This is a genomic window from Candidatus Poribacteria bacterium (assembly GCA_009839745.1).
GTDB lineage: Bacteria > Poribacteria > WGA-4E > WGA-4E > WGA-3G > WGA-3G.
The window spans coordinates 1-20,232 of the sequence record VXPE01000094.1; the positions used below are offsets into that span (position 1 = coordinate 1).

Annotated in this window: 15 protein-coding genes; all 15 read right to left on the reverse strand. The window is 47.4% G+C overall.

Annotation, left to right across the window (positions count from 1 at the left end):
• Positions 1–820: 820 nt before the first annotated feature.
• Complete coding sequence (locus F4X88_14945; protein MYA57584.1) at positions 821–1,918, reverse strand: hypothetical protein; 1,098 nt, start codon at positions 1,916–1,918, stop codon at positions 821–823.
• A 404-nt stretch (positions 1,919–2,322) separates the two neighbouring features.
• Positions 2,323–3,027, reverse strand: a complete 705-nt coding sequence (locus F4X88_14950) for a hypothetical protein (GenBank protein MYA57585.1) — start codon at positions 3,025–3,027, stop codon at positions 2,323–2,325.
• Between the two features lie 41 nt (positions 3,028–3,068).
• Positions 3,069–4,199 (reverse strand): hypothetical protein, encoded by a 1,131-nt coding sequence (locus tag F4X88_14955; protein MYA57586.1) that lies wholly within the window; start codon positions 4,197–4,199, stop codon positions 3,069–3,071.
• A 950-nt stretch (positions 4,200–5,149) separates the two neighbouring features.
• A complete protein-coding gene (locus tag F4X88_14960) occupies positions 5,150–6,604 on the reverse strand; it encodes an RtcB family protein (protein ID MYA57587.1) in 1,455 nt (484 codons plus the stop codon).
• A gap of 42 nt (positions 6,605–6,646) precedes the next feature.
• Positions 6,647–7,816 carry a Gfo/Idh/MocA family oxidoreductase gene (locus F4X88_14965; GenBank protein ID MYA57588.1) on the reverse strand — a complete coding sequence of 390 codons (1,170 nt, stop codon included), beginning with the start codon at positions 7,814–7,816 and terminating at the stop codon, positions 6,647–6,649.
• 206 nt (positions 7,817–8,022) lie between these two features.
• The gene (locus tag F4X88_14970; GenBank protein MYA57589.1) at positions 8,023–8,472 is read right to left on the reverse strand and encodes a cupin domain-containing protein; all 450 of its coding nucleotides are present in this window, start codon (positions 8,470–8,472) and stop codon (positions 8,023–8,025) included.
• A gap of 152 nt (positions 8,473–8,624) precedes the next feature.
• Positions 8,625–11,258, reverse strand: a complete 2,634-nt coding sequence (locus tag F4X88_14975; GenBank protein MYA57590.1) for a pyruvate, phosphate dikinase — start codon at positions 11,256–11,258, stop codon at positions 8,625–8,627.
• 192 nt (positions 11,259–11,450) lie between these two features.
• Positions 11,451–12,809 (reverse strand): proteasome accessory factor PafA2 family protein, encoded by a 1,359-nt coding sequence (locus tag F4X88_14980; GenBank protein ID MYA57591.1) that lies wholly within the window; start codon positions 12,807–12,809, stop codon positions 11,451–11,453.
• A gap of 126 nt (positions 12,810–12,935) precedes the next feature.
• On the reverse strand, positions 12,936–13,655 hold the full coding sequence (gene prcA, locus F4X88_14985; protein ID MYA57592.1) for a proteasome subunit alpha: 720 nt from the start codon (positions 13,653–13,655) through the stop codon (positions 12,936–12,938).
• Between the two features lie 105 nt (positions 13,656–13,760).
• Positions 13,761–14,483: a proteasome subunit beta gene (gene prcB, locus F4X88_14990; protein MYA57593.1), complete on the reverse strand. Its 723-nt coding sequence runs from the start codon at positions 14,481–14,483 to the stop codon at positions 13,761–13,763.
• Positions 14,484–14,560: 77 nt separating this feature from the next.
• Positions 14,561–14,758: a ubiquitin-like protein Pup gene (locus F4X88_14995; GenBank protein MYA57594.1), complete on the reverse strand. Its 198-nt coding sequence runs from the start codon at positions 14,756–14,758 to the stop codon at positions 14,561–14,563.
• A gap of 101 nt (positions 14,759–14,859) precedes the next feature.
• Positions 14,860–15,621, reverse strand: coding sequence for a hypothetical protein (locus F4X88_15000; protein ID MYA57595.1), 762 nt, complete (start codon positions 15,619–15,621; stop codon positions 14,860–14,862).
• 12 nt (positions 15,622–15,633) lie between these two features.
• On the reverse strand, positions 15,634–16,503 hold the full coding sequence (locus tag F4X88_15005) for a hypothetical protein (protein MYA57596.1): 870 nt from the start codon (positions 16,501–16,503) through the stop codon (positions 15,634–15,636).
• A gap of 32 nt (positions 16,504–16,535) precedes the next feature.
• Entirely contained in the window at positions 16,536–18,050 is a 1,515-nt protein-coding gene (locus F4X88_15010; GenBank protein ID MYA57597.1) for a proteasome accessory factor PafA2, read from the reverse strand.
• Positions 18,051–18,236: 186 nt separating this feature from the next.
• Positions 18,237–20,021, reverse strand: a complete 1,785-nt coding sequence (gene arc, locus F4X88_15015; protein ID MYA57598.1) for a proteasome ATPase — start codon at positions 20,019–20,021, stop codon at positions 18,237–18,239.
• Positions 20,022–20,232: the final 211 nt, after the last annotated feature.

Below are 20,232 nucleotides of genomic sequence, written 5' to 3' on the forward strand. Positions count from 1 at the left end.
TCTTTAGGGGGTTAAATCACGGAAATACACTGTTTTTTGCCCAATTTGCGTAAGTTCTGAAAGACACACTGTTAGCGTCGAAAAGGTGTATAATCTTACGAAGTTGAAAGAAATTTGATAAGACTAATGATTTTCCGGAGAGGATTTTCCAAATGTTTATGTCAAACGTTCACTAATTAAAGAGTGGACTTCAGTTCCGTTTCTTTACGTTTCCCCACTGTGTTGTTAGAAGTTGTGGTTGTGGGGACACCGGCAGCGCATACGCTGGATCAAACCAATCTCCTGTAAAATGCCAGAACGTTGGATCCGTAAGTCGCACTGGTTCCTCTCCGTCCAATCCAACTTTGAGGATTTGCATCTGCTTTCCCTTGATATACTGTGTATAAAGGAGTTCATTTCCGTCTCGGTTCCATCCGGGTTCATCAGATAGATTTCCGAATTTTGTTTGTTATCGATTAAGGAAAATACAATTTTAGGGGTTTGTGGCGCCTGTGCCAAGACGCTGCAAACGCTTGAAAAGAAAAATATGAGACTAAAAATAGAAAGAGGTCGTACGAATTTCATGGAATATCCCCAATCTAAATCTATACTTAATTTTATTGTCGAATTCACATCATTATAACACAAATTTCTCTCAAGGTGTGTAGATATTTTGTCGAAGGTCAAGATTCGGAGATCACTGCTACTGGGAGTTTTTTATAGGAGGGAATTCTGATTCCTAACAATATCGGAACCCATCGACTGACGGATGCCAAGTGGAAGGGTAGAAGAAGAGTGACGAACAAGTTCTAATGATTTAGCATCGTTTAAACTGGCAGGATTAATTTTGACGTTCTGTCTTCAACGCTCCCCAGTGAGTTGGGAGTTTTCCATTCGCTGTGACGGCACGAAAGCCCATCCCGAATACCATTACACTGGTAAAACGTTCCCTGTTTTTTCCTGTGCCACCGAAGACATAGATTTTACCCTTGACCACCGCTGTGCTAAAAGGTATAAGGGGTATTGGCATTGGTGGAATATCACTCCATTCGTCTGTCTCTGGATTATAGACATCCACAGTTGCCAGATACTGAGGGGTTCTGTTCTGCCAAATGAAACCCCCAACCAGATAGATTGCACCCCCGAAATTAACTGTCGAAAATGAAAGCCTGAGGGCTGGCATCTCATTCTTCTGTCTCCAGCGGTTGATTTTCGGATTATATTCCTCAATGACCTTTAAAAAGGGGCCTCCAGGACCCACTTGCGGCCACCCACGTCCACCGATAGCATAAATATGATTGTTGACAACCCCTACACCAAACCCATCACGTTTCGTCGGCATCTTTGCCCGCTTCACCCACGTATCGGTGGCAGGGTCATAGGCTTCCACGAGATCAATGCGCCACGGAGCCCTAGGTTTCTGATCCCTTGGGTGGACATACCCACCAATGGCATAGATTTTGCCAGCAACCACACCCACACCGAACTGTTTACGAGGAATCGACATGCCCTGTTTCCTGACCCACGTATCGGTTTGTGGATCGTACATTTCAACAACGTCCAGATTTTTTTGATTCACAATGAATCTGTCTATTCCACTATAACCCCCGATGACGTAGATTTTATTATCAACGACGGCCGTTGCGGGCAGTGCGCGCGCCGTCGGCATATCGGCGACTCTCCGCCATGTGCTGGTTTTCGGATCGTACACCTCAACAGTTGACAGTCCAAAGGGACCATCCTGGTTTTCAAAGAGGGTGCCGCCGATGAGATAAATTTTACCATCAACGACGGCGGTCGAGAACGCCAATCGCCCCGTTGGAAGTTCAGAAATTACTTGCCATTTTTCTGCGCCAATGTTCTCTGTGGTTACAAGGCATAAAATAATAACCACTAAAACCACAAGCCATCGTAGAGACTGAAGTGTTTTGAACATCATCAGTTCCTCCTATCGACATAAGTAGGATGTCAGTAGTGTGCGGGAAAAAAGAGAAGTGTTACCTTCTCAGACTTCTCCCGCACTTGCGTGAGAGCTACTGGCTCAGCATCCATCAGATGCACTGGTAGTGCCAGTGCCCCTATCCGTCTTGGCTGGATATGCAATATTGCTCCTCCGCGCAGGTTGTATTACCGCCATCGGTGTGTGTTCCTCCAAAAGGGTCATGGCAATCGCTTGCTCCATATCAACCGACGTCGGAACCCTTGAGAGCATGAATGCTTCGGCCTCAATTTCACCGCATACCGGGTTGTAATGTTTCCGAAAAAGCAGACGATGTTTCGTGGATTTAGATTGGGATACCTTACGATTTTGAAGATCTCCAAGTAGACTGAGGATTCGCTGGATTATTTCTTCCCATGTGTAAGTTGAAAAACGTCCTTCTTATAGACGAATCGACCGTACAGATCGCTCACCGAGTTCGTTGGCACCAAAAAGGCATCAAAAGGACGCATCGCCGTATACCAGAGCAATCCCGCATTAATGACATCGCCATTGTGTCCCCTTGCGGAATAGATCGGGACAACAAATGGGGCATCAATATAACGTAAGAGTGAAAGGAACTGTGTGTCTTGGTGACTTCCTAACAGGACTGCGTCATAATTGCCCTGGATTAACTTTAGAAACGCAGATTTATCGTTTCTCTGGAATCTGATACCTTGTACGTTTTCATTGAAGTGTTCGTCGCGTTCACCTACTACGTCGAGAGCAGCATAAGTTTCCAAGGATTTGACGAGATTGTGATGTGCCACCGACACCCCTCCCGTTGCTTTTGCACGCCTCGGTAGTCCACCGGATTGCCCGATGAAGCAACCGCACGGCTCCAGTTGTGCTTGTGTATTACCCGTGAAAAGAAGGAGGGGTGTGCCGTCTGGTGAAACCTGTTTCAACTGGTGGAGATAGTCCGTCAAAGATGTCGCCTGAATCTGAGAAGCGAGCTGTTTTGTCTCTCTAATGTGTTGTAACCGTTTCGCCTCACTCCATTTTTGGTAAGCAAAGGGACCGATAACAATAACAGTCAGAATCAATGTAAGTAAGATGTATTTTTTCAAAAAAATCCTCAGTTTCTCAAAATTTAGAGTTGTAGCAATTGTTAATCTCTTTGAGATTGTCCTTGGTATTCTACTTTGAGTTGACCCCAGCGCGTGGGAAGTTTTCCACGCGCCTCGACATTACGAAAACCGGTATCAAAGACTTCAACGATTGGAGAAAGTTCCCGATTTTCTGTCTTGCCTCCAAAGATATAAATGTTGCCGTTGACCGCCGCTACACCAAATGGCGACTTTATGGTTGACCTCGCAGAAACCAAACGCCATCTCTCAGTGGCCGGCTCATACACTTCAATAGGGGCAGGGTGACTATCACCCGCTCGCAACCCTCCAATGAGATAGATTTTCTCGTCAATAACGACTGAAAAAAATACCGTTCTCGGATTGGGCATCTCAGGTCTCTTCGTCCACCGGTTGATTCTCGGTTCATAGACCTCAATCGTCCCAAGGAAGGGACCTCCAGCCCCAGCTGGTGGCCACCCACCCCCACCGATGGCGTAAAGGGTGTCCCGAATAACCGCTGCCTTAACGGCACGGCGTCGTGTCGGCATGTCGGCTCGCTTTGCCCAGGTATCGGTGGCAGGATCATAGACTTCCACAAGATCGACGCGCCACGGATCCCCAGGCTTAGCATCAGTAGTCCCACCAATGGTATAGATTTTGCCAGCAATCACCCCGATGCCGAATGCCATACGGTGACGGGACATGTCCTGTTTTCTGACCCATGTGTCGGTTTGCGGGTCGTACATCTCGACGACTTTCAGAACTTTGAGATTCACCGCCTGCCTATCCTTCCCCACTCTTCCTGACAAGACATAGATCTTGCCATTAACAACTGCCGCCTTAGCACCGGAGCGGACAGTCGGCATATCTGTGAGTCTCTGCCACGTGTTGGTTTGTGGGTCATAAACCTCCACCAGGGTCATCCCAAAAGGACCCTTCCAAATACCAGGTTCATTTTCACGCCGAACACCTCGCAGATTTTCAAGGGGCGTGCCACCGATGAGATAAATCTTACGATCTACTACAGCGGTTGCGAATTCACCTCGCGGTGTTGGGAGTTCGGAGATCACCCGCCACTCATTCGCAGCAGCATCTCCTATTGCAAAATGAGAGAGCATCACAACAGCACATCCAACCATAACTTCTTGTAAAGACCGAAGTATTTTCAACACTATTGATGCCTCCTTCCAAATACAAACCGAATATCAAGGACGTGCGGAAAAAGCCAAAAGCAGTGCCTTTCTCAACTTCTCCCGCACAAACTCTACCCTAAAGATTTCTCCTGAGGGTCCTTTACTTTATGTGAAAAGCCTTGCGGAAACGAACCTCTGCCCGAAATGTGCATTTAATTTGTGCTTCACCTATTGATTTTTTTCACTAACTTCGCATTTACAAGTTGGTACTCGAATCCCACTCAATTTCTCTGGGAGTTAGGATTTTTTCGGATGGACTGGCTTTCGCGAGAAACGAGCAACAATTCTCCGAACTGTATGCAAGCGCGGCTCGCTCTGACGTAATCGGAAACTACTGACGGACCACTAACTGCAATTTATGGTTCGTATTCGTTTTGACACTGCAGGGAGGTAACCCTGAATTGTGCGTGTCAAAACAGTGGCAATTCCGGGAAAAGTCAATTAGAACGTATGTTGCCAACCATTTTTCATAAGTTTGAAAAAAGTCGATTGTTGTGTGAATAAGGGAAATAAAAAAGGAGCCGGAAACCACATTCCTCATCGGTTCCAAGAGTTTCAGGGATTTCAACTGAACTAACGCATGCAACAGGGAACTTGCAAGGGACACCTTATAGGAATTATGGCTCCGGCTTACCCAAGGAGGCTCACATAGATCTAAGCAAGTTCCGTGCCAATCGAAAATGGGCTGTTTTGAGCAATTTTTCAGGATATTGCCTATTTTTTGGACATGCTATGATAAAAAAATACACATTAGAAGTAGCAATCAACCGTTGATTTCCGTCGGTTTCGGACTGTAGGTTGGGTTGAATAACGTGAAACCCAACATCTATCTGATAGTTATACAACTGTCATCCGTGTGGAGACTACAACATCGCATACCTAAAAATCCGCGCAATCTGCGTAATCCGCTGAATCCGCGATTCAGATTTTCAACCCTTCACAACACCGATGGGACGGAGGCGTGCGACACGACGAGAAAGCCCCGCTTTGTCAACGACACGGACGACCTCGTCAACGTCTTTGTAGGCTTCGGGGACCTCTTCTTGGAGCGTCCGTCTGCCTTCTGCTCGGACGTAGATACCTTGTGCCTCCAAATCTTTCTGGATAGAACGTCCCTTTGTCAAGGCGATCGCCTTTCGGCGCGAGAGAACCCTACCGGCACCGTGGCAGGTCGTGCCCCACGTCTCTGCCATCGCGCCTGGATTACCGACAAGCACGTAAGAGGCAGTTCCCATGTCGCCGGGAATTAAGACGGGTTGACCGACTTTCTGGTATTTATCGGGGATCTCAGGATGTCCTGCTGGGAATGCACGCGTCGCGCCTTTGCGATGGACAAAGAGTTCGCGTTCTTTACCATTAACTTTGTGTTTCTCAAACTTTCCGATGTTATGTGCCACATCGTAGACGAGTTCTAAGCCGAGCTCGTCTTCTGTCGTCTCAAAGAACTGCATGAAGGTCTGGCGGACGAGGTGCATAATACACTGTCGATTGTTCCATGCGTAGTTGGCACTACACGCCATCGCCGTGATGTAATCCTGTCCCTCTGGTGAGTTGATCGGTGCGGAGGCGAGTTGTCGGTCGGGGAGATTTATGCCGTATCGCTCGGCGACTTTGACCCAACTTTTGACGTGTTCATCGCAGATCTGGTAGCCGAAACCGCGCGAACCTGTATGGATCATAACGCAGATATTGCCCTCACTCAACCCCATCGCGTCAGCGGCTTCCCGGTAAAAAATACGGTCGACGGTTTGCACTTCAAGGAAGTGGTTCCCCGAACCGAGGGTGCCGAGTTGGTTTTTGCCGCGTTCCAACGCACGCTGGCTCGCTGCGTCGGCGTTTGCGTGTTGGAGAAAACCGGTCGCTTCTGTAAAGTCGAGATCTCCTGCATGACCATATTCTCGTTCGATTGCCCAAAGCGCGCCTTTTTCTAACATCTGCCGCTCTTCTTGGACAGTGAGCCGAATTTTACCACTTGAACCTACGCCGCACGGAACGTTTTGAAACAACTTGGCGACGAGTGCTTTCCGCTTTCCTTCAAGTTGCGAGACATCGAGGTTCGTCCGAATCAGGCGGACACCACAGTTGATGTCATACCCGATACCACCCGGGGAGACGACACCATCTGCTTTTGGATCGGTCGCCGCGACGCCACCGATGACGAAGCCGTAGCCCCAGTGCAAATCGGGCATAGCGAGGGAGTGCCCGACAATCCCGGGGAGATGCGCGACGTTTGCGACCTGCTGCAGTGCCTCCTCGTTTTTGGCGTGTTCGAGGAGTTTCTCGTTGGCGTAGACAATTCCGTCCACACGCATGCCTTTCATGTAGCTTTTTGGGATCCGCCAGCGATATTCATCAATTTTTTGGAGTGTTACATTTTGTGCCATAATAAATTGGGTAGACCTCAAGACTACCTTGGTCCACGAAGTTTAAAGCGAACGCAATTCAGGTAATTCTACCCACTTTCGGGTCTGCCACGATTCCATGCCCTTCTCTGCCAATTGCACACCCTTCGCGCCAGCGAGCAGCGTCCACGGGAAGGGTTCATCGGCGACAACATGTCGGAGGAAGAGTTCCCACTGCGCTCGGAATGCGTTTTCATACTCTTCCTGTTCAGGAACCTTGAGCCATCCATCGAAGAATTTGATCGGTTGTTCGATATCGGGATTCCAAACGGGACGCGGGGTGCCAGAGAGGGGTTGAATCCAACAATCTCTCAAACCGACAATCGCAGATCCATTCAAGCCGTCCACGTGTATCGTCAGCAGATCGTCTCGACGGACTCTGACTGCCCAAGACGAGTTAAAATGCGCGATGATTCCGTTTTCCAACTCAAACGTTGCATAAGCGGCATCTTCTGCTGTGCACGTATAGGGTTTACCTTCCTCATCCCACCGTTGGGGTAGATGGGTCGCAGCGATGCAAGAAACCCCTTTAACGGCACCGAAAAGGTTATCGATGACGTATCGCCAGTGGCTGAACATGTCGAGGATAATACCCCCACCGTCTTCAACGCGGTAGTTCCACGACGGACGCTGCGTCGGGATCGCATCGCCTTGGAAGACCCAATAACCGAATTCGCCGCGGACAGCAATAATCCTTCCGAAAAAGTCTGCGTCTATCAAGCGTTTCAGTTTCTGGATACCCGGTAGCCAGAGCTTATCCTGAACGACTCCATTTTTAAGTCCGGCTTTTGCCGCTTGTTCATAGAGGCGGTAGGCATCGGCAGTCGTCGTAGCCGTCGGTTTTTCACAGTAGATATCTTTTCCTGCAGATATTGCAGCTTCGACCGCATCCACTCGGCGAGACGTGACCTGCGCGTCGAAATAGACAGAATACGCGTCATCGGCGAGAGCCGCATCAAGATCCGTGCTCCACTTCTCAACGCCGGTGGTTTCGGAGAGTTTCTCTAATTTTGCGGGGTTTCTACCGACGAGAAATGGATCGGGCATAATCACTTCGCCGTCCCCAATCGGGATGCCACCCTCTTCTGCGATTGCCAAGATGGAACGGATGAGGTGTTGGTTCGTTCCCATCCTGCCGGTAACGCCGTTCATGATGATGCCGACACGATGGGTTTTTGGGCTATGATTCGTCATGTATAATCCTTAGTATGCATACGAAGTCTATTCAATAGTTACACAAGGCAAGGTGCCACCTATTTATAGGCATGTCATCCCTCATGAGGATGAAAAATACTTCGGTCATTTACGGGCGATAAATCGCCCTACTACGAACAGTTTTGCTTGTAGTAGTGCTATTTATAGCACGTTTTGAAACTAACTTACCGAGGGTGAGTATTCTATTAGGACTTCGCTGGCTCAGTGCATTGGGGGGCTGCGCCTTCAGGAAGTGGTGGTGCGTCAACACCCGCTTTTGGGAGTGTACCAGCGAGTTCCTGTTTCCAATGCGCCACATCGCCTGCGGGTCCATAGCAGTAAACCATCTTCATCAGTGTGTCGCTGGTGTTTGTCAATTGATGGAAAACCCACGACGGAATAAAGACAGTCTGACCCGTGGAGAGGGTATGGCGTTCCTCTCCGAGGCACATTTCGCCTTTACCTTCAACGATGAAATAGATCTCTTCCTGTTCATGGTTGTGCCACGGTACTTGCCCACCATTTGGTTCTAAGACGACGAACCCCATACAGAATTCATCTATCTGAATAGGGGAGGCACCACCGACGAGATTTTTGGTGCGTCTACGAGCGGGATAGGTGCGTCCTTCAATTTCATTTAGATCTGCGATTAGCATTATGTGTTGTCCTTTTCAATGCTGACGGCACAGGAACTGTGCCTGTTACTTCTGCCTATTCAAAAAGTTCTGCCACTTGACAAGAAAATCCGTTTAGTCCATTCCGGTGTGCGTGGAAGGCGCGCTTTAAAGCGCGCCTCCCTCGCTATACTTTAAGCGTCAGCCTCAATCACAGCCTGTGCTGCAGCGAGGCGGGCAATCGGGACCCGGAACGGGGAACACGATACATAATCGAATTCTAATCCGTGACAGAACTTCACAGAATGCGGTTCGCCACCGTGCTCACCACAGATACCGACTTTCAGATCGGGACGCGTTGCACGCCCTTTTTCGGAACCGATTTGCAAGAGACTACCGACACCATCTTGGTCCAGAACCTGGAACGGGTCGTATTCAAGCACGCCGTTTCTGACGTAGGCATCGAGGAATTTCGCTGCGTCGTCACGGCTCATCCCGAAGGTCGTTTGGGTGAGGTCGTTCGTCCCGTAGGAGAAAAACTCCGCTTCGGCGGCGATCTTATCAGCAGTGAGTGCTGCGCGAGGCAATTCGATCATCGTGCCGATAAGGTATTCGACGCGGGTGCCTGATTCCTTAAAGACGGTTTCAGCGGTATCCACGACGACTTCGCGCTGTAGGGATAATTCGTTGATGTGCCCAACGAGCGGGATCATAATTTCTGGCAACACAGTGATACCCCGTTTTGAGACATCAACAGCGGCTTCAAAGATCGCGCGGGCTTGCATTTCGGTTATCTCTGGATAGACGATACCGAGCCTACATCCACGGTGTCCAAGCATCGGATTGAATTCGTGTAATTCTTCAACACGCTCACGGAGTTTTTGTGGCTCAATGTTAATTCGCGCTGCGAGCTCAAGGATTTCGGATTCGCTTTTTGGTAAGAACTCGTGAAGCGGCGGATCGAGCGTCCGGATCGTAACCGGATAGCCTGCCATCGCCTCAAAGATACCGATGAAATCTGAACGTTGATGCGGCAGCAGTTTCGCCAACGCTACTTCGCGTTCTGCTGGCTCATCAGCGAGAATCATTTCACGGATGGCATCAATTCCCGCACCGAAGAACATGTGCTCAGTCCGGCAAAGCCCAATGCCTTCTGCGCCAAATTGTCTGGCGTTTGTGGCATCTTCGGGGGTATCCGCATTCGTGCGGACACCTAACGAGCGGACTTCGTCTGCCCACTCCATAAGCGTTCCAAATTGTCCACTCAATTCGGGTTGGATGAGTGCCACCTGCCCATCGAGAACATCACCTGTGGATCCATTTAGCGTGATGTAATCCCCTTCAGCGTAGCGTTTCCCTTCGGCATAAAATTCCAAGGCTTCTTCGTTGATAAACAGAGCAGAACAACCGGCAACACAGGATTTTCCCATACCGCGTGCGACGACGGCGGCGTGACTGGTCATACCCCCGCGTGCCGTGAGGATACCCTCTGCGGCGTCCATACCCCCGATATCCTCTGGTGATGTTTCAGTTCGGACGAGGATGACCTTTTCTCCAGCGGCGGCAAGTTCTTCGGCGTGTAGTGCGGTGAAGACAACCTTACCGACAGCAGCCCCTGGGGAGGCAGGTAAACCTTGGGCGATAACCTCAACGTCTGCCGCTGGGTCAACGCTCGGATGCAACAGTTGATCCAAGTCGTTCGCGGGGACGCGTGTCAAAGCGGTCTGTTTATCGATCAAGCCTTCCTCAACCATCTCAACAGCGATACGGACGGCAGCTTGACCCGTGCGTTTTCCGTTACGGGTCTGGAGCATGTAGAGCTTACTGTCTTGAATCGTAAATTCCACATCTTGCATGTCGGTATAGTGTTTCTCAAGCCGCAAACCGATATTGACTAATTCATTATAAGCCTCGGGCAAGATGTTTCTCAATTCGACGACTGGGAGTGGTGTGCGGATGCCAGCCACTACGTCTTCGCCCTGTGCATTAATGAGAAATTCGCCATAAAATTGGTTCGCGCCGGTCGAGGGATTACGCGTGAAAGCGACTCCTGAACCGGAGGTTCCGCCCATATTTCCGAACACCATCGCTTGGACGTTGACAGCCGTGCGTCCGAGTTCTTCAGAAATATCGTTGAGACGGCGGTAGGTAATCGCCCGTTGGTTTCCAGAGGATTCAAAGACGGCGTCCCGTGCCATGTCTAATTGCTTGCGGGGTTCATCAGGAAAATCGTTACCTGTGTGCTGTTTGACAGCGTTCTTGAATTCCTGAACGAGTTCCACTAAATCATCGGCTTCTAATTCGGTATCTAATGTAACACCTTTCGCCTTTTTCTTTTCTTCAAGTAGATGCTCAAACTCGTCGTGATCGACATTAAGGACAACATTTCCGAACATCTGGACGAACCGTCGGTATGAATCGTAAGCAAAACGTTCGTTTTCAGATCTGGCGATAAGTCCCTTAACGGCATCGTCATTTAAGCCGAGGTTAAGAATCGTGTCCATCATACCGGGCATTGAGACGGCGGCACCAGAACGGACAGAGAGCAAGAGTGGATTTTCGGTATCACCGAACTTCGCGCCGAGCGCGGCTTCTAATTTCGCAAGATTTTCATCGATCTGTGCGTCAAGTTCGGCGGGGTACTGTTTATCGTTTTCGTAGTATAATTTACAAACCTCAGTGGAGATGGTGAAACCGGGGGGAACGGGTATACCGAGATTGCTCATCTCTGCGAGATTCGCCCCTTTGCCGCCGAGCAGCATGCGCATTGTGGCGTTGCCATCACTTTCACCGCCTCCAAAGAAGTAGACATACTTCGGTTGTGACATCAAAAGCCTCCTATTATTAGTTGTCAGTTATCGGTTGTCAGTGAATCAGAAAGTTTGCAAGTGTGCTAAAGTTAGGAAGATAAAAAAGTTTTGAAGTGTACTAAAGTTTGCAAGTGCCTAAAGTTGTAAAAGGCACTTGGATGGTCAAACATCTCTTGAAACTTTACAGACTTATTGAAGACCGACAACTATTTAGATTGAATAAATTGTTCGACTTGCTTCGTCAAATTCGGGTTTAAAAGGATCTGTTGAGAGGTAAAGGATCTGATACGGTTCATAAAGTTGAATGTAGCTCCAATTGACACCGCAGAGGACTTTTCCCTCGTTAACTTTCTTGATAAATTTTCCTCGAAATTTCGCTCGCGTCCGTTCAGGTGGAAATTGCTCAGCGTGGCGAATCTGTTCATCTCTAACGATTCGCTCGGTTTCTGATCGGTTTTCAAGGGCGTAGTAGAGACTTTCGCCCTGACGCACGTTGTGGTATTTTAAATCTAAGTGTTTTACCTGTGGGGCATCCCATTCAAGTCCACGCTTTGTGAGGTAGGTCTGCAGCCACTTCCACTTAATGACCCAGTCCAATTCTCTGTCCAACTGCATCGGATCGCTTTCCAAGCAGGTCAGGACATACTCCCAGCGTGCCATTATTTGATTCGTTGTTGAATCGGATTCGGCTTGTTCCAGATATCGCTTTGCGCATTCTAAGTATTGCCACTGTAGTTCAACAGCAGTGAGTCGCTTTCCATTTTGGAGTTCGATGGGGTGTGTACATGTAATATCGTCGGAAATATCACGAATCGCTTTGACAGGATTGCGGAGTGCGAAGCGCTGCTCAATGAAGTTATCTTCAATCATGCGGAGGATAATACCGGTTGTCCCTACCTTCAAAAAAGTCGAAAACTCGGACATATTGGAATCTCCGACGATGACGTGTAGGCGTCTGTACTTTTCTCGGTCGGCATGGGGTTCATCGCGTGTGTTGATAATCCCGCGTGCCGTTGTTGTGCCGATGGAAATTTCCTCTCGGATGTGTTCGGCACGTTGCGAAATTGCGTAGTAACCCCGATAACTCGGTTTGATTTTTCCCGCACCTGCGAAAACCTGTCGAGTTACAAAGAAGGGGATCAACTGCGATGCCAATTGACGGAAATCCACATGTCGTTCCATCAAATAATTTTCGTGGCATCCATAAGTATTTCCGGGGGTATCCAAATTATTTTTAAAGATAGAAATCTTTCCATAGAACCCGTCGTTGCGCATGCTCCGTTCCGCAGTGCTGGCGAGTCGTGTGATAATGCGTTCACCGGCTTTATCGTGAGCGACGAGTTCAGTAACATCATCGCATTCAGGGGTCGCGTATTCCGGGTGGCATCCGATGTCTTGGTAGAACCTGGCACCGTTTTCCAGGAAGACATCGGGATACATTCTCCCAGCGACGATTTCACGGAAGAGGTACATCACGACGTTCTGAACGGTGAGGGTCTTTCTACGCGGGGCATCAGGGGTCCAGATGATCCCGAATTCGGTTTCTAATCCGTAAATTCTACGTTTCATTTTTTTATTTACCTTGCGGTTCAGTCAGGCAGTTTTTTTCAAGAACGATCCGTTCTGTATATCCGCCCGGCGCGTTGCTTGGGCTTACGATCTTTGGACCCTGCGCATAGCCTCACAGCAAAAAAATCAGGAGAACAACCTTGCCACCTCATCAGTAGAGAGTCGTCGAAATTTTCGGCGTCCGGCGGTTCGTTCAAGACATGCCACTTCTATGGTTTCGGGGGTGATTTCATAGTCATCTTCGCTATCGGTTTCAACGGTTTGAAAGGTCTCTGTTACCAATCGGAGTGCGGCTGACATTTCTAAACCATCTGTATACTTCTGTTCCAAAATTTCTGTGATCGTTGTGGCACGTCCGCCAATAACAGCGTACTTCTCCTCTTCGGAATAGATACCATCAAATGCAATATGGTAAATCTGATTTCGCTGCGTCCCGGAATTTGTTGAGGCATCGGGGATTCCTATCTCACAGACAAGGAGTTCGATCTCCAAGGGTTTCGCGTCCCAGGCTTGTGCGACGGCTCCCATGTGCTGTGAATAGAGGTTCGTCAACCATTTCGCGGTAACATCTTCACGGTAGTAGCGAAAACCTTTAATTTCTGATTCGCGAATGCCAGCGACGCGTAATGCCTCGTATTCAGCGATTCTACCTGCCGCCGCGAGCGCAATCCTGTCATAAATTTCGGCAATCTTAAAGGTCGTTTTGCGTGGATTTTCGGCAACCATCAGGAGCCCATCCCGGAATTCTAAGACGACGACCTCTTTCGCCTGGGCGATGCCGCTACGGACGAAATCCTCTTTATCCTGACGGATTTGTTCCGGTGAAACATAATAAGGTGTGGACATATCTGTATCTTTCAGATTCCAAGGAGCAAAGACGAACGCGGAGGTCTCGTTACACGTGGAGATCGGGTTTCCCGGTCAATCCGTGTTCTGAGGTTCCTGCGTTCCCTACGTGAGGCGCGATATGAGGTCCCGGTAGAGTGCTTCTACGGTAGTCTCAGGAATCTCGGCGACTCCTTCTTCAGTAATAGTGTAAAGCGTTGGGAAAATTTTCCGGATGAGATCAGGACCGCCTGTTGCGATATCTTCATCGGCAGCGTCCCAAAGTGCTTCCGCGACAATCTCTAATGCCGCTTGACGCGAAATCTCTGGCGTGTACCGTTTTTTTAGGGTTGTACGGGCATCCTTACCACCGGAACCGATTGCGTAATAGGTGTCTTCCTCGTAACGACCCCCGATAGCATCGTATTTAAAAATTCTACCGCGTTGCCGTTTCAGATCATAACCGGCGAAGAGTGGCAAGACAATTAAGCCCTGCATGGCAAGCGCTAAGTTAGAGCGGACCAAGTGTGAAAGGAAATTGGCTTGCCCTTCAAGACTGAGGCTCATCCCTTCTGTCTTTTCGTAAAATTCGACCTCAACTTGGAAGAGTTTTGCCATCTCAATACAGGGACCAGCGGCACCCGCAACAGCGATTGCCGAGTGCCGATCCACTGGATAGACTTTCTGAATTCGCCGCTCGCCGACCTGATACCCTTCTGTTGCCTGCCGGTCACCAGCCATAATGACACCAGCATTATAAACAACCGCTAAAACGGTGGTGCCTTCGTAAGAACGCAATGATGACTCGGATATGTGAGCACTTGAAACGGCATCAGACGCATCGGACATCGCCAATAATTCAGGATGGCGACGCTTGAGGATTTGGAGAAAGTCAGAAGTGCCATAATCATCGAGGTCAAGCACTCCTACTGCCCTCCTCGTTGGATATAGTTTTCGACAAATGCCTGTGAATCTTCCTCCAGGATTTCATCGATTTCGTCAAGAAGTGAGTCTAAGTCTTCGACGAACTCCTCGTCCATTTCGCTTGATTTGACATTCAGTTCAATCTCTTCGGTTTCATCGACAGGATGATTGACCTGTTCCTGTTGTTTTTCAGTCGACATGGTTTTCTCCTTTTATAGTTACGCAATAAATGGTTTTGGAATTGAGAAATGTAAGAGACCTATATATTTAATTGTGCTAAAAATGTTTTTCATGAAACTATTTATGAAACTGAATCCGGCTCATCGTTATATTTTATTGTCGTAATAGGGGTTAACATCTCAGACAATGACTGGCACTTCATTTTTATTTGGATGTTGTTACCACCGTGAGCCAAATCATCTTTAGAATGTTTTTCACGTGGCCCATTACCGCCTTTCCTTTGAATTGTAAAACATGAATGTAAAGAAATGACCCCCCTGGGCGTGATTTCGACATTTATTGATTTTCTTAAAAATTCCAGTAGTTCCTCCATTTTATAGACCCAAATAATCTGAGCGTCCGATTTAATTAATACAAAAAGTTTGGGAGAATTCTCACCCTGTAAACTGTATTTTAGAATATCAAAGGCTTTGTTATAGTTTAGTTCGCGAAGAATAAAATCAGTGTCCTCATTACTAATCCAGTTTGTTCTGGAGTTTCTTGCCTTTCTGATCGTTGATTTTTCTAAAACTTGTTTAAAGTTATCCGAGAGACCGAAGCGGGCTACAAAGGCTTCAATTTTCATGCGTGTAACTTGATTAAACCCTGTCCCTTTAAATGACTTGATACTTGCTTTAAAATTGTGACCTTCTGTTGTGTGAATAAACACATCAGATTTTTTTCCATACTGTCCTTCACGTATCACGAACTCTATTTCTTGGTTTTCCGGAACAAGTTCTGAAAACGCCTCAGCAATTTTTTTAATATTTTGTGGGTCTTTGGCTATCTCGCGAGAAAATAAGTTTTCATAATATGTCCCTTGAGCTGCATTTTGGTTTGTCATTCACTTACCCTATTAATAATTAAAAGCGATCATTTCTCGGCTTTTATTTTGCGTAAAATACTGCAATGACCTCATCAAAGTAATTGGTCGAACTGTGTAGGATTCAGGAAGGTCAAATATATTCGGGTGATTTTGTTCGGATAAGACGACTTTATTTCTTAATTCAATTGTTCTTAAAAACTGATTGAACTCACCTAAATCGAGAACGCCATTATAATGCCCATTGGTATTATTGAAATAGGGAGGGTCAAGATATAAAAAGGAGTTATCGACACAAGCGAACTCTTTATAATCCTCGTTCATTATGGTTAAGTTTTGAAGGGTTTTACTTAAATTCAACAATGAATCAAGATTTACTTTAGGACATGAGCTGCCTTTTCTGATAGGCGAATTGAATTTGTTGCTTGAATTGAATCTGATTTTCCCTGAAAACGCGTTCTTCGCAAGGTAAAGGAAGTTCGCCGCCCCCTCCACCCCATTTTCTAAACATAGATTCCTGACTTGGTAATAATACTCAGTAGAAGAATTATTGTAATGTTCGTTATACAGTTCCCATAACCGCATTGGAGATGTTTGGACGTGCCGTATGAGGTTCACAACGATAGGGTTATTGTCGTTATAGGTAACGCGATGAGATCCAAACCGATTGCACGCATAAAGAGAGAATGCCCCTCCTCCTCCAAATATATCATAAATACGACAGGCAAGGTTATCAGGTATTATTTTATCAAAAATATCTTTGAAACCTGCTTTACAACCAATGTAGGGAATTATCTTTAGATTCGCACGCTTGTTTTTTACAACAAACTCGGATTGCTGTCCACTCGCCCAGTCTGTATTTATTTCATCCATTCTACCTTTGTCTATATTTGGATTTATCATACGTATTCCCTTCTATTGATGAAAACCTACGGCTACTTTGAAGAATTACCTCGGAGTTTTTTAACGAGTTCGTCTGCTGTGCAGTTGTTCAGCAATTCCCCAACGATCTTTTGTGTGCCAAAATGCGGACGATCCATCATAATTTTATCGAAGCTTCTTCGATCTTTACCAATAAAAATCATTGAGTTCCAACTTGCGCTGTAGATGTGATTTGGAAACTTCCGTAAACAGGTACCCCGAAAATATGCGCGGGTATCCACGGGCGGATAGTGCATCGCGTGCACAATCTCTTCGTGGCTGAGCAACCGTTTCACATGTCCGTTTTTCAGCAATCTAATATAAAGTCCTTTGTCTGGACGGATATCGTGATACTGTAAGTCAAGCATTTGGACGTGCGCGTCCGTCCATTGGTATCCGTGTCGTTTGCGATACGCCTCTATTAATTTCTTTTTTATGATCCAGTCGAGGTGTTGGCTGAGCCGCATCGGATCGATTTCTAAGTTGTCAAGCACATATTGCCATTTTTCGAGAACATCTTCAACAACAGGGGTCCGCTCTTCGGTTGTGAGATGTTGTTGTGCAAGTTTGAGGTATGCCCGCTGGACTTGTATCGGTGTCCACTGCTCGCCATCTGCGAGTTCTATCTGATTTTTGCACGAAAGATCTCGTGAAATACTTTTTATTGCCGCGACGGGATCCTTTAAACCGAATTGTTTTCCGACAACACCTTTCTCAATCAACTGAAGCACTATGGAGGTAATACCAACTTTGAGATAGATGCTGAGTTCGGACATATTAGAATCGCCGACGATAACGTGCAAACGTCGATAGATTTGGTCATCAGCATGCGGTTCATCGCGCGTGTTAATCAAAGGGCGATTCACCATAGTGCTGAGGCCTACCTCTTTCTCAAAAAAATCGGCGCGTTGAGAAATCTGATAATCTGTTTCGCGACTTCCGTTTTCTGTCCCGACTTTGCCGCTACCTGTGATAATAATACGGGTAACGAGGAACGGGGTCAACCCATCAACAATCTCATCAAACGGCACTTTACGGGACATAAGATAGTTTTCATGGGAACCGTAACTGTGTCCTTTGTAATCAGTATTATTTTTATAGATGATAATTTCTTGGTTGTCAAGCAAAAGGCGTTCAGCCGTTACCCTGCTGACTTCCAATATTAATTCTCCCGCCTTTTCGTAGAGCAGTAGGTCGCGTGCGTTGGCACATTCCGGCGTGCAATACTCCGGGTGGGCATGGTCCACATAATAACGCCCGCCGTTTATCAATATATCATTGACGACACTATTTGTGTCTGCCTCGCTGATAGGTGTTTCCGCCTCCGCGAGAAACCCGCGAGCGTCCATCAAAGGGCTTTCTTGTTCATAGTCCCACGTGACAGAAGAAGTCGCGCTCGGAATATCACCCCTTGAAGTTTTATAGGCGTTAACTACCAAGGTGGAAGCAGCAACCGGATCTTGCTCGCGTGCATTTTTGACTGAGATACCATACTCAGTCTCTGTTCCCATTACTATTGGTATTTCCATCTTTTAATTATACCTTGCGGAAAAACAACGGACGTTTCGACTTTGAAGTGTGTCCCTCAAATCCGCCTGCGCCGTTGTTGCAGGCTACCGATTTGGTTTTGCCGCCTGCTGAAAGGGTTGTCGTAGACGGGGAAGCCCATAAGGGTTTCATACCGTTGATTCACCCGATCTGACCGCTGGTAGCCATCAAAGGAATGTACCGCCTCGGGTCACCCGGACGTTCTGTTTTTTCTCCTGTGTGGGTTCATTAATCAAAGCACGGATATTAACGATCTTTTCACCTTTCCTGCCCGAGATTTTTGCCCAATCATCAGGATTCGTAGTGTTCGGAAGATCTTCATTTTCGTGGTATTCTTCTCGAATCGCTGCGCTGAGATCTTCGAGGCGTATCCCTTTGTCAGTCCCATCAGAACCAATAAAACGTTTAATTGCTGTTTTCTTGGCACGTGAAACGATGTTTTCGATCATTGCCCCGCTCACAAAGTCTTTAAAGAAGAGGGTTTCCCGTTCGCCGCGGGCGTAAGTCACTTCAATAAACCGATTTTCATCAGTCGTTGCGTACATGTCGTTTGCCGCTTCATTGATGAAGTGCTTCGCGATCGCCTCGGTGTCCCCATTAAACTGCTTGCGAGTTTCTTCAGAGAACGGAATATCGGGTGTCAGATATATGGCGAAGATGTCCTTCGCACCGTCAAGATTGGGACGATCGATTTTAATTTTCACGTCGAGCCGACCCGGTCTTAGAACAGCAGGGTCGAGAAGATCCTGTCGATTACTCGCGCCAATGACAATGACATCCCGTAGGTTCTCAACACCATCAATTTCCGAGAGGAACTGCGGCACGAGCGTTGATTCCATATCCGATGAGATACCCATGCCTCTGGATCGGAACAGAGAGTCCATTTCATCAAAGAAGATGATAACGGGAAATCCTTCTCGCGATTTATCGCGCGCTTTTTGGAAGACTTCTCGGATTTTACGTTCAGTTTCACCGACGTACTTATTTAAAAGTTCGGGTCCCTTAATATTAATGAAATAGCCGCGAACCTCGTCCCTGCCTGTTTCTTTTCGGACCCGCTCAGCGATGCTGCTCGCGACGGCGCGAGCTATCAAAGTTTTACCGCAACCGGGAGGTCCATAAAGGAGCACCCCTTTTGGGGGCGAGAGATTAAATTCCTTGTATTCCTTCGGATACAGGTATGGCAACTCAATGGCATCGCGAATCGCCTCTATCTGTGTATCGAGTCCACCGATATCGGTGTAACCGATGTCTGGGACCTCTTCAAGTAGCAGATCTTCGACTTCTCGTTTTGGAAGTTTTTCCATAAGCATACTGGTCGTATGGTTGAGAAGGACGTGATCCCCGGCTTTCAGGGGTTCCTCTTTGAGGGATTCCGCTATTCTGACGACTCGTTCTTCATCGGTGCGAAGGCTCACAATGGCGCGTTCATCCGCAATCCGTTCTTTGATTTTAACGACATCGCCATGCTTTTCGGCAGTTTTAATATTAACGACGTTCATTCCGCTATTAACAATAACCTCTTGTCCGACCGCAAGGTCTGTATCCCTGAGTGCCGGATCGAGATTCACGCGCCATTTTCTACCGCTAATGTCGATATCGACGGTGCCATCTTCGTTTGAAGCGAGGAAGACTCCGTAATTATTGGGGGGTGCGCTGAGTTGGGCGACCTTTTCTTTGAGGATCTGGAGTTTCTCTTTCGCCTCTTGTAGCATGTTCGTGAGTTTCTTATTCCGACGGTGTGCCGTCATTAACTCACGCTGCATTTCATAGAGTCGAGTTTCAAGATCCTTGACATAGACAGCACGCTGTTGTTGTCGCATGCTGGCAAGCTCAGCTTCGAGCATGTCAATCGTCCCTTGGAGTGTGCGAATTTGCTGTTGATACCAAACAGCATCGCAATTCTCTTGCTCCTCAAAGGAATCCATGGAATTTCCTCTTTTGATAGCCATACATGAAGTTCTCACTTTCCAAAACGATTTTTCGACTCCACTCGTAGCGGTGAAAGTCAGATACGCGGATAACTGTGTTCAGACGGGTTTCTGTTTGATCGACCCACCCTGTTTATTTAGAGTATAGCGTACCGAAAAAATCGTGTCAAGAAAAATTGATGTTTTTGTTTTTTTTTCGGGAGTTTTCAAGGATTTTGTATAGCGAGGTGTG

Excerpts from the sequence above, each read along its gene's own strand:
- F4X88_15005 (MYA57596.1), bottom strand. The coding sequence starts at position 16,503 with ATGATAAATCCAAATATAGACAAAGGTAGAATGGATGAAATAAATACA.
- F4X88_14975 (MYA57590.1), bottom strand. The coding sequence starts at position 11,258 with ATGTCACAACCGAAGTATGTCTACTTCTTTGGAGGCGGTGAAAGTGAT.
- F4X88_14995 (MYA57594.1), bottom strand. The coding sequence starts at position 14,758 with ATGTCGACTGAAAAACAACAGGAACAGGTCAATCATCCTGTCGATGAA.
- prcB (MYA57593.1), bottom strand. The coding sequence starts at position 14,483 with ATGTCCGATGCGTCTGATGCCGTTTCAAGTGCTCACATATCCGAGTCA.
- F4X88_14970 (MYA57589.1), bottom strand. The coding sequence starts at position 8,472 with ATGCTAATCGCAGATCTAAATGAAATTGAAGGACGCACCTATCCCGCT.
- arc (MYA57598.1), bottom strand. The coding sequence starts at position 20,021 with ATGGCTATCAAAAGAGGAAATTCCATGGATTCCTTTGAGGAGCAAGAG.
- F4X88_14945 (MYA57584.1), bottom strand. The coding sequence starts at position 1,918 with ATGATGTTCAAAACACTTCAGTCTCTACGATGGCTTGTGGTTTTAGTG.
- F4X88_14960 (MYA57587.1), bottom strand. The coding sequence starts at position 6,604 with ATGGCACAAAATGTAACACTCCAAAAAATTGATGAATATCGCTGGCGG.
- F4X88_14965 (MYA57588.1), bottom strand. The coding sequence starts at position 7,816 with ATGACGAATCATAGCCCAAAAACCCATCGTGTCGGCATCATCATGAAC.
- F4X88_15010 (MYA57597.1), bottom strand. The coding sequence starts at position 18,050 with ATGGAAATACCAATAGTAATGGGAACAGAGACTGAGTATGGTATCTCA.
- F4X88_14980 (MYA57591.1), bottom strand. The coding sequence starts at position 12,809 with ATGAAACGTAGAATTTACGGATTAGAAACCGAATTCGGGATCATCTGG.
- F4X88_15000 (MYA57595.1), bottom strand. The coding sequence starts at position 15,621 with ATGACAAACCAAAATGCAGCTCAAGGGACATATTATGAAAACTTATTT.
- prcA (MYA57592.1), bottom strand. The coding sequence starts at position 13,655 with ATGTCCACACCTTATTATGTTTCACCGGAACAAATCCGTCAGGATAAA.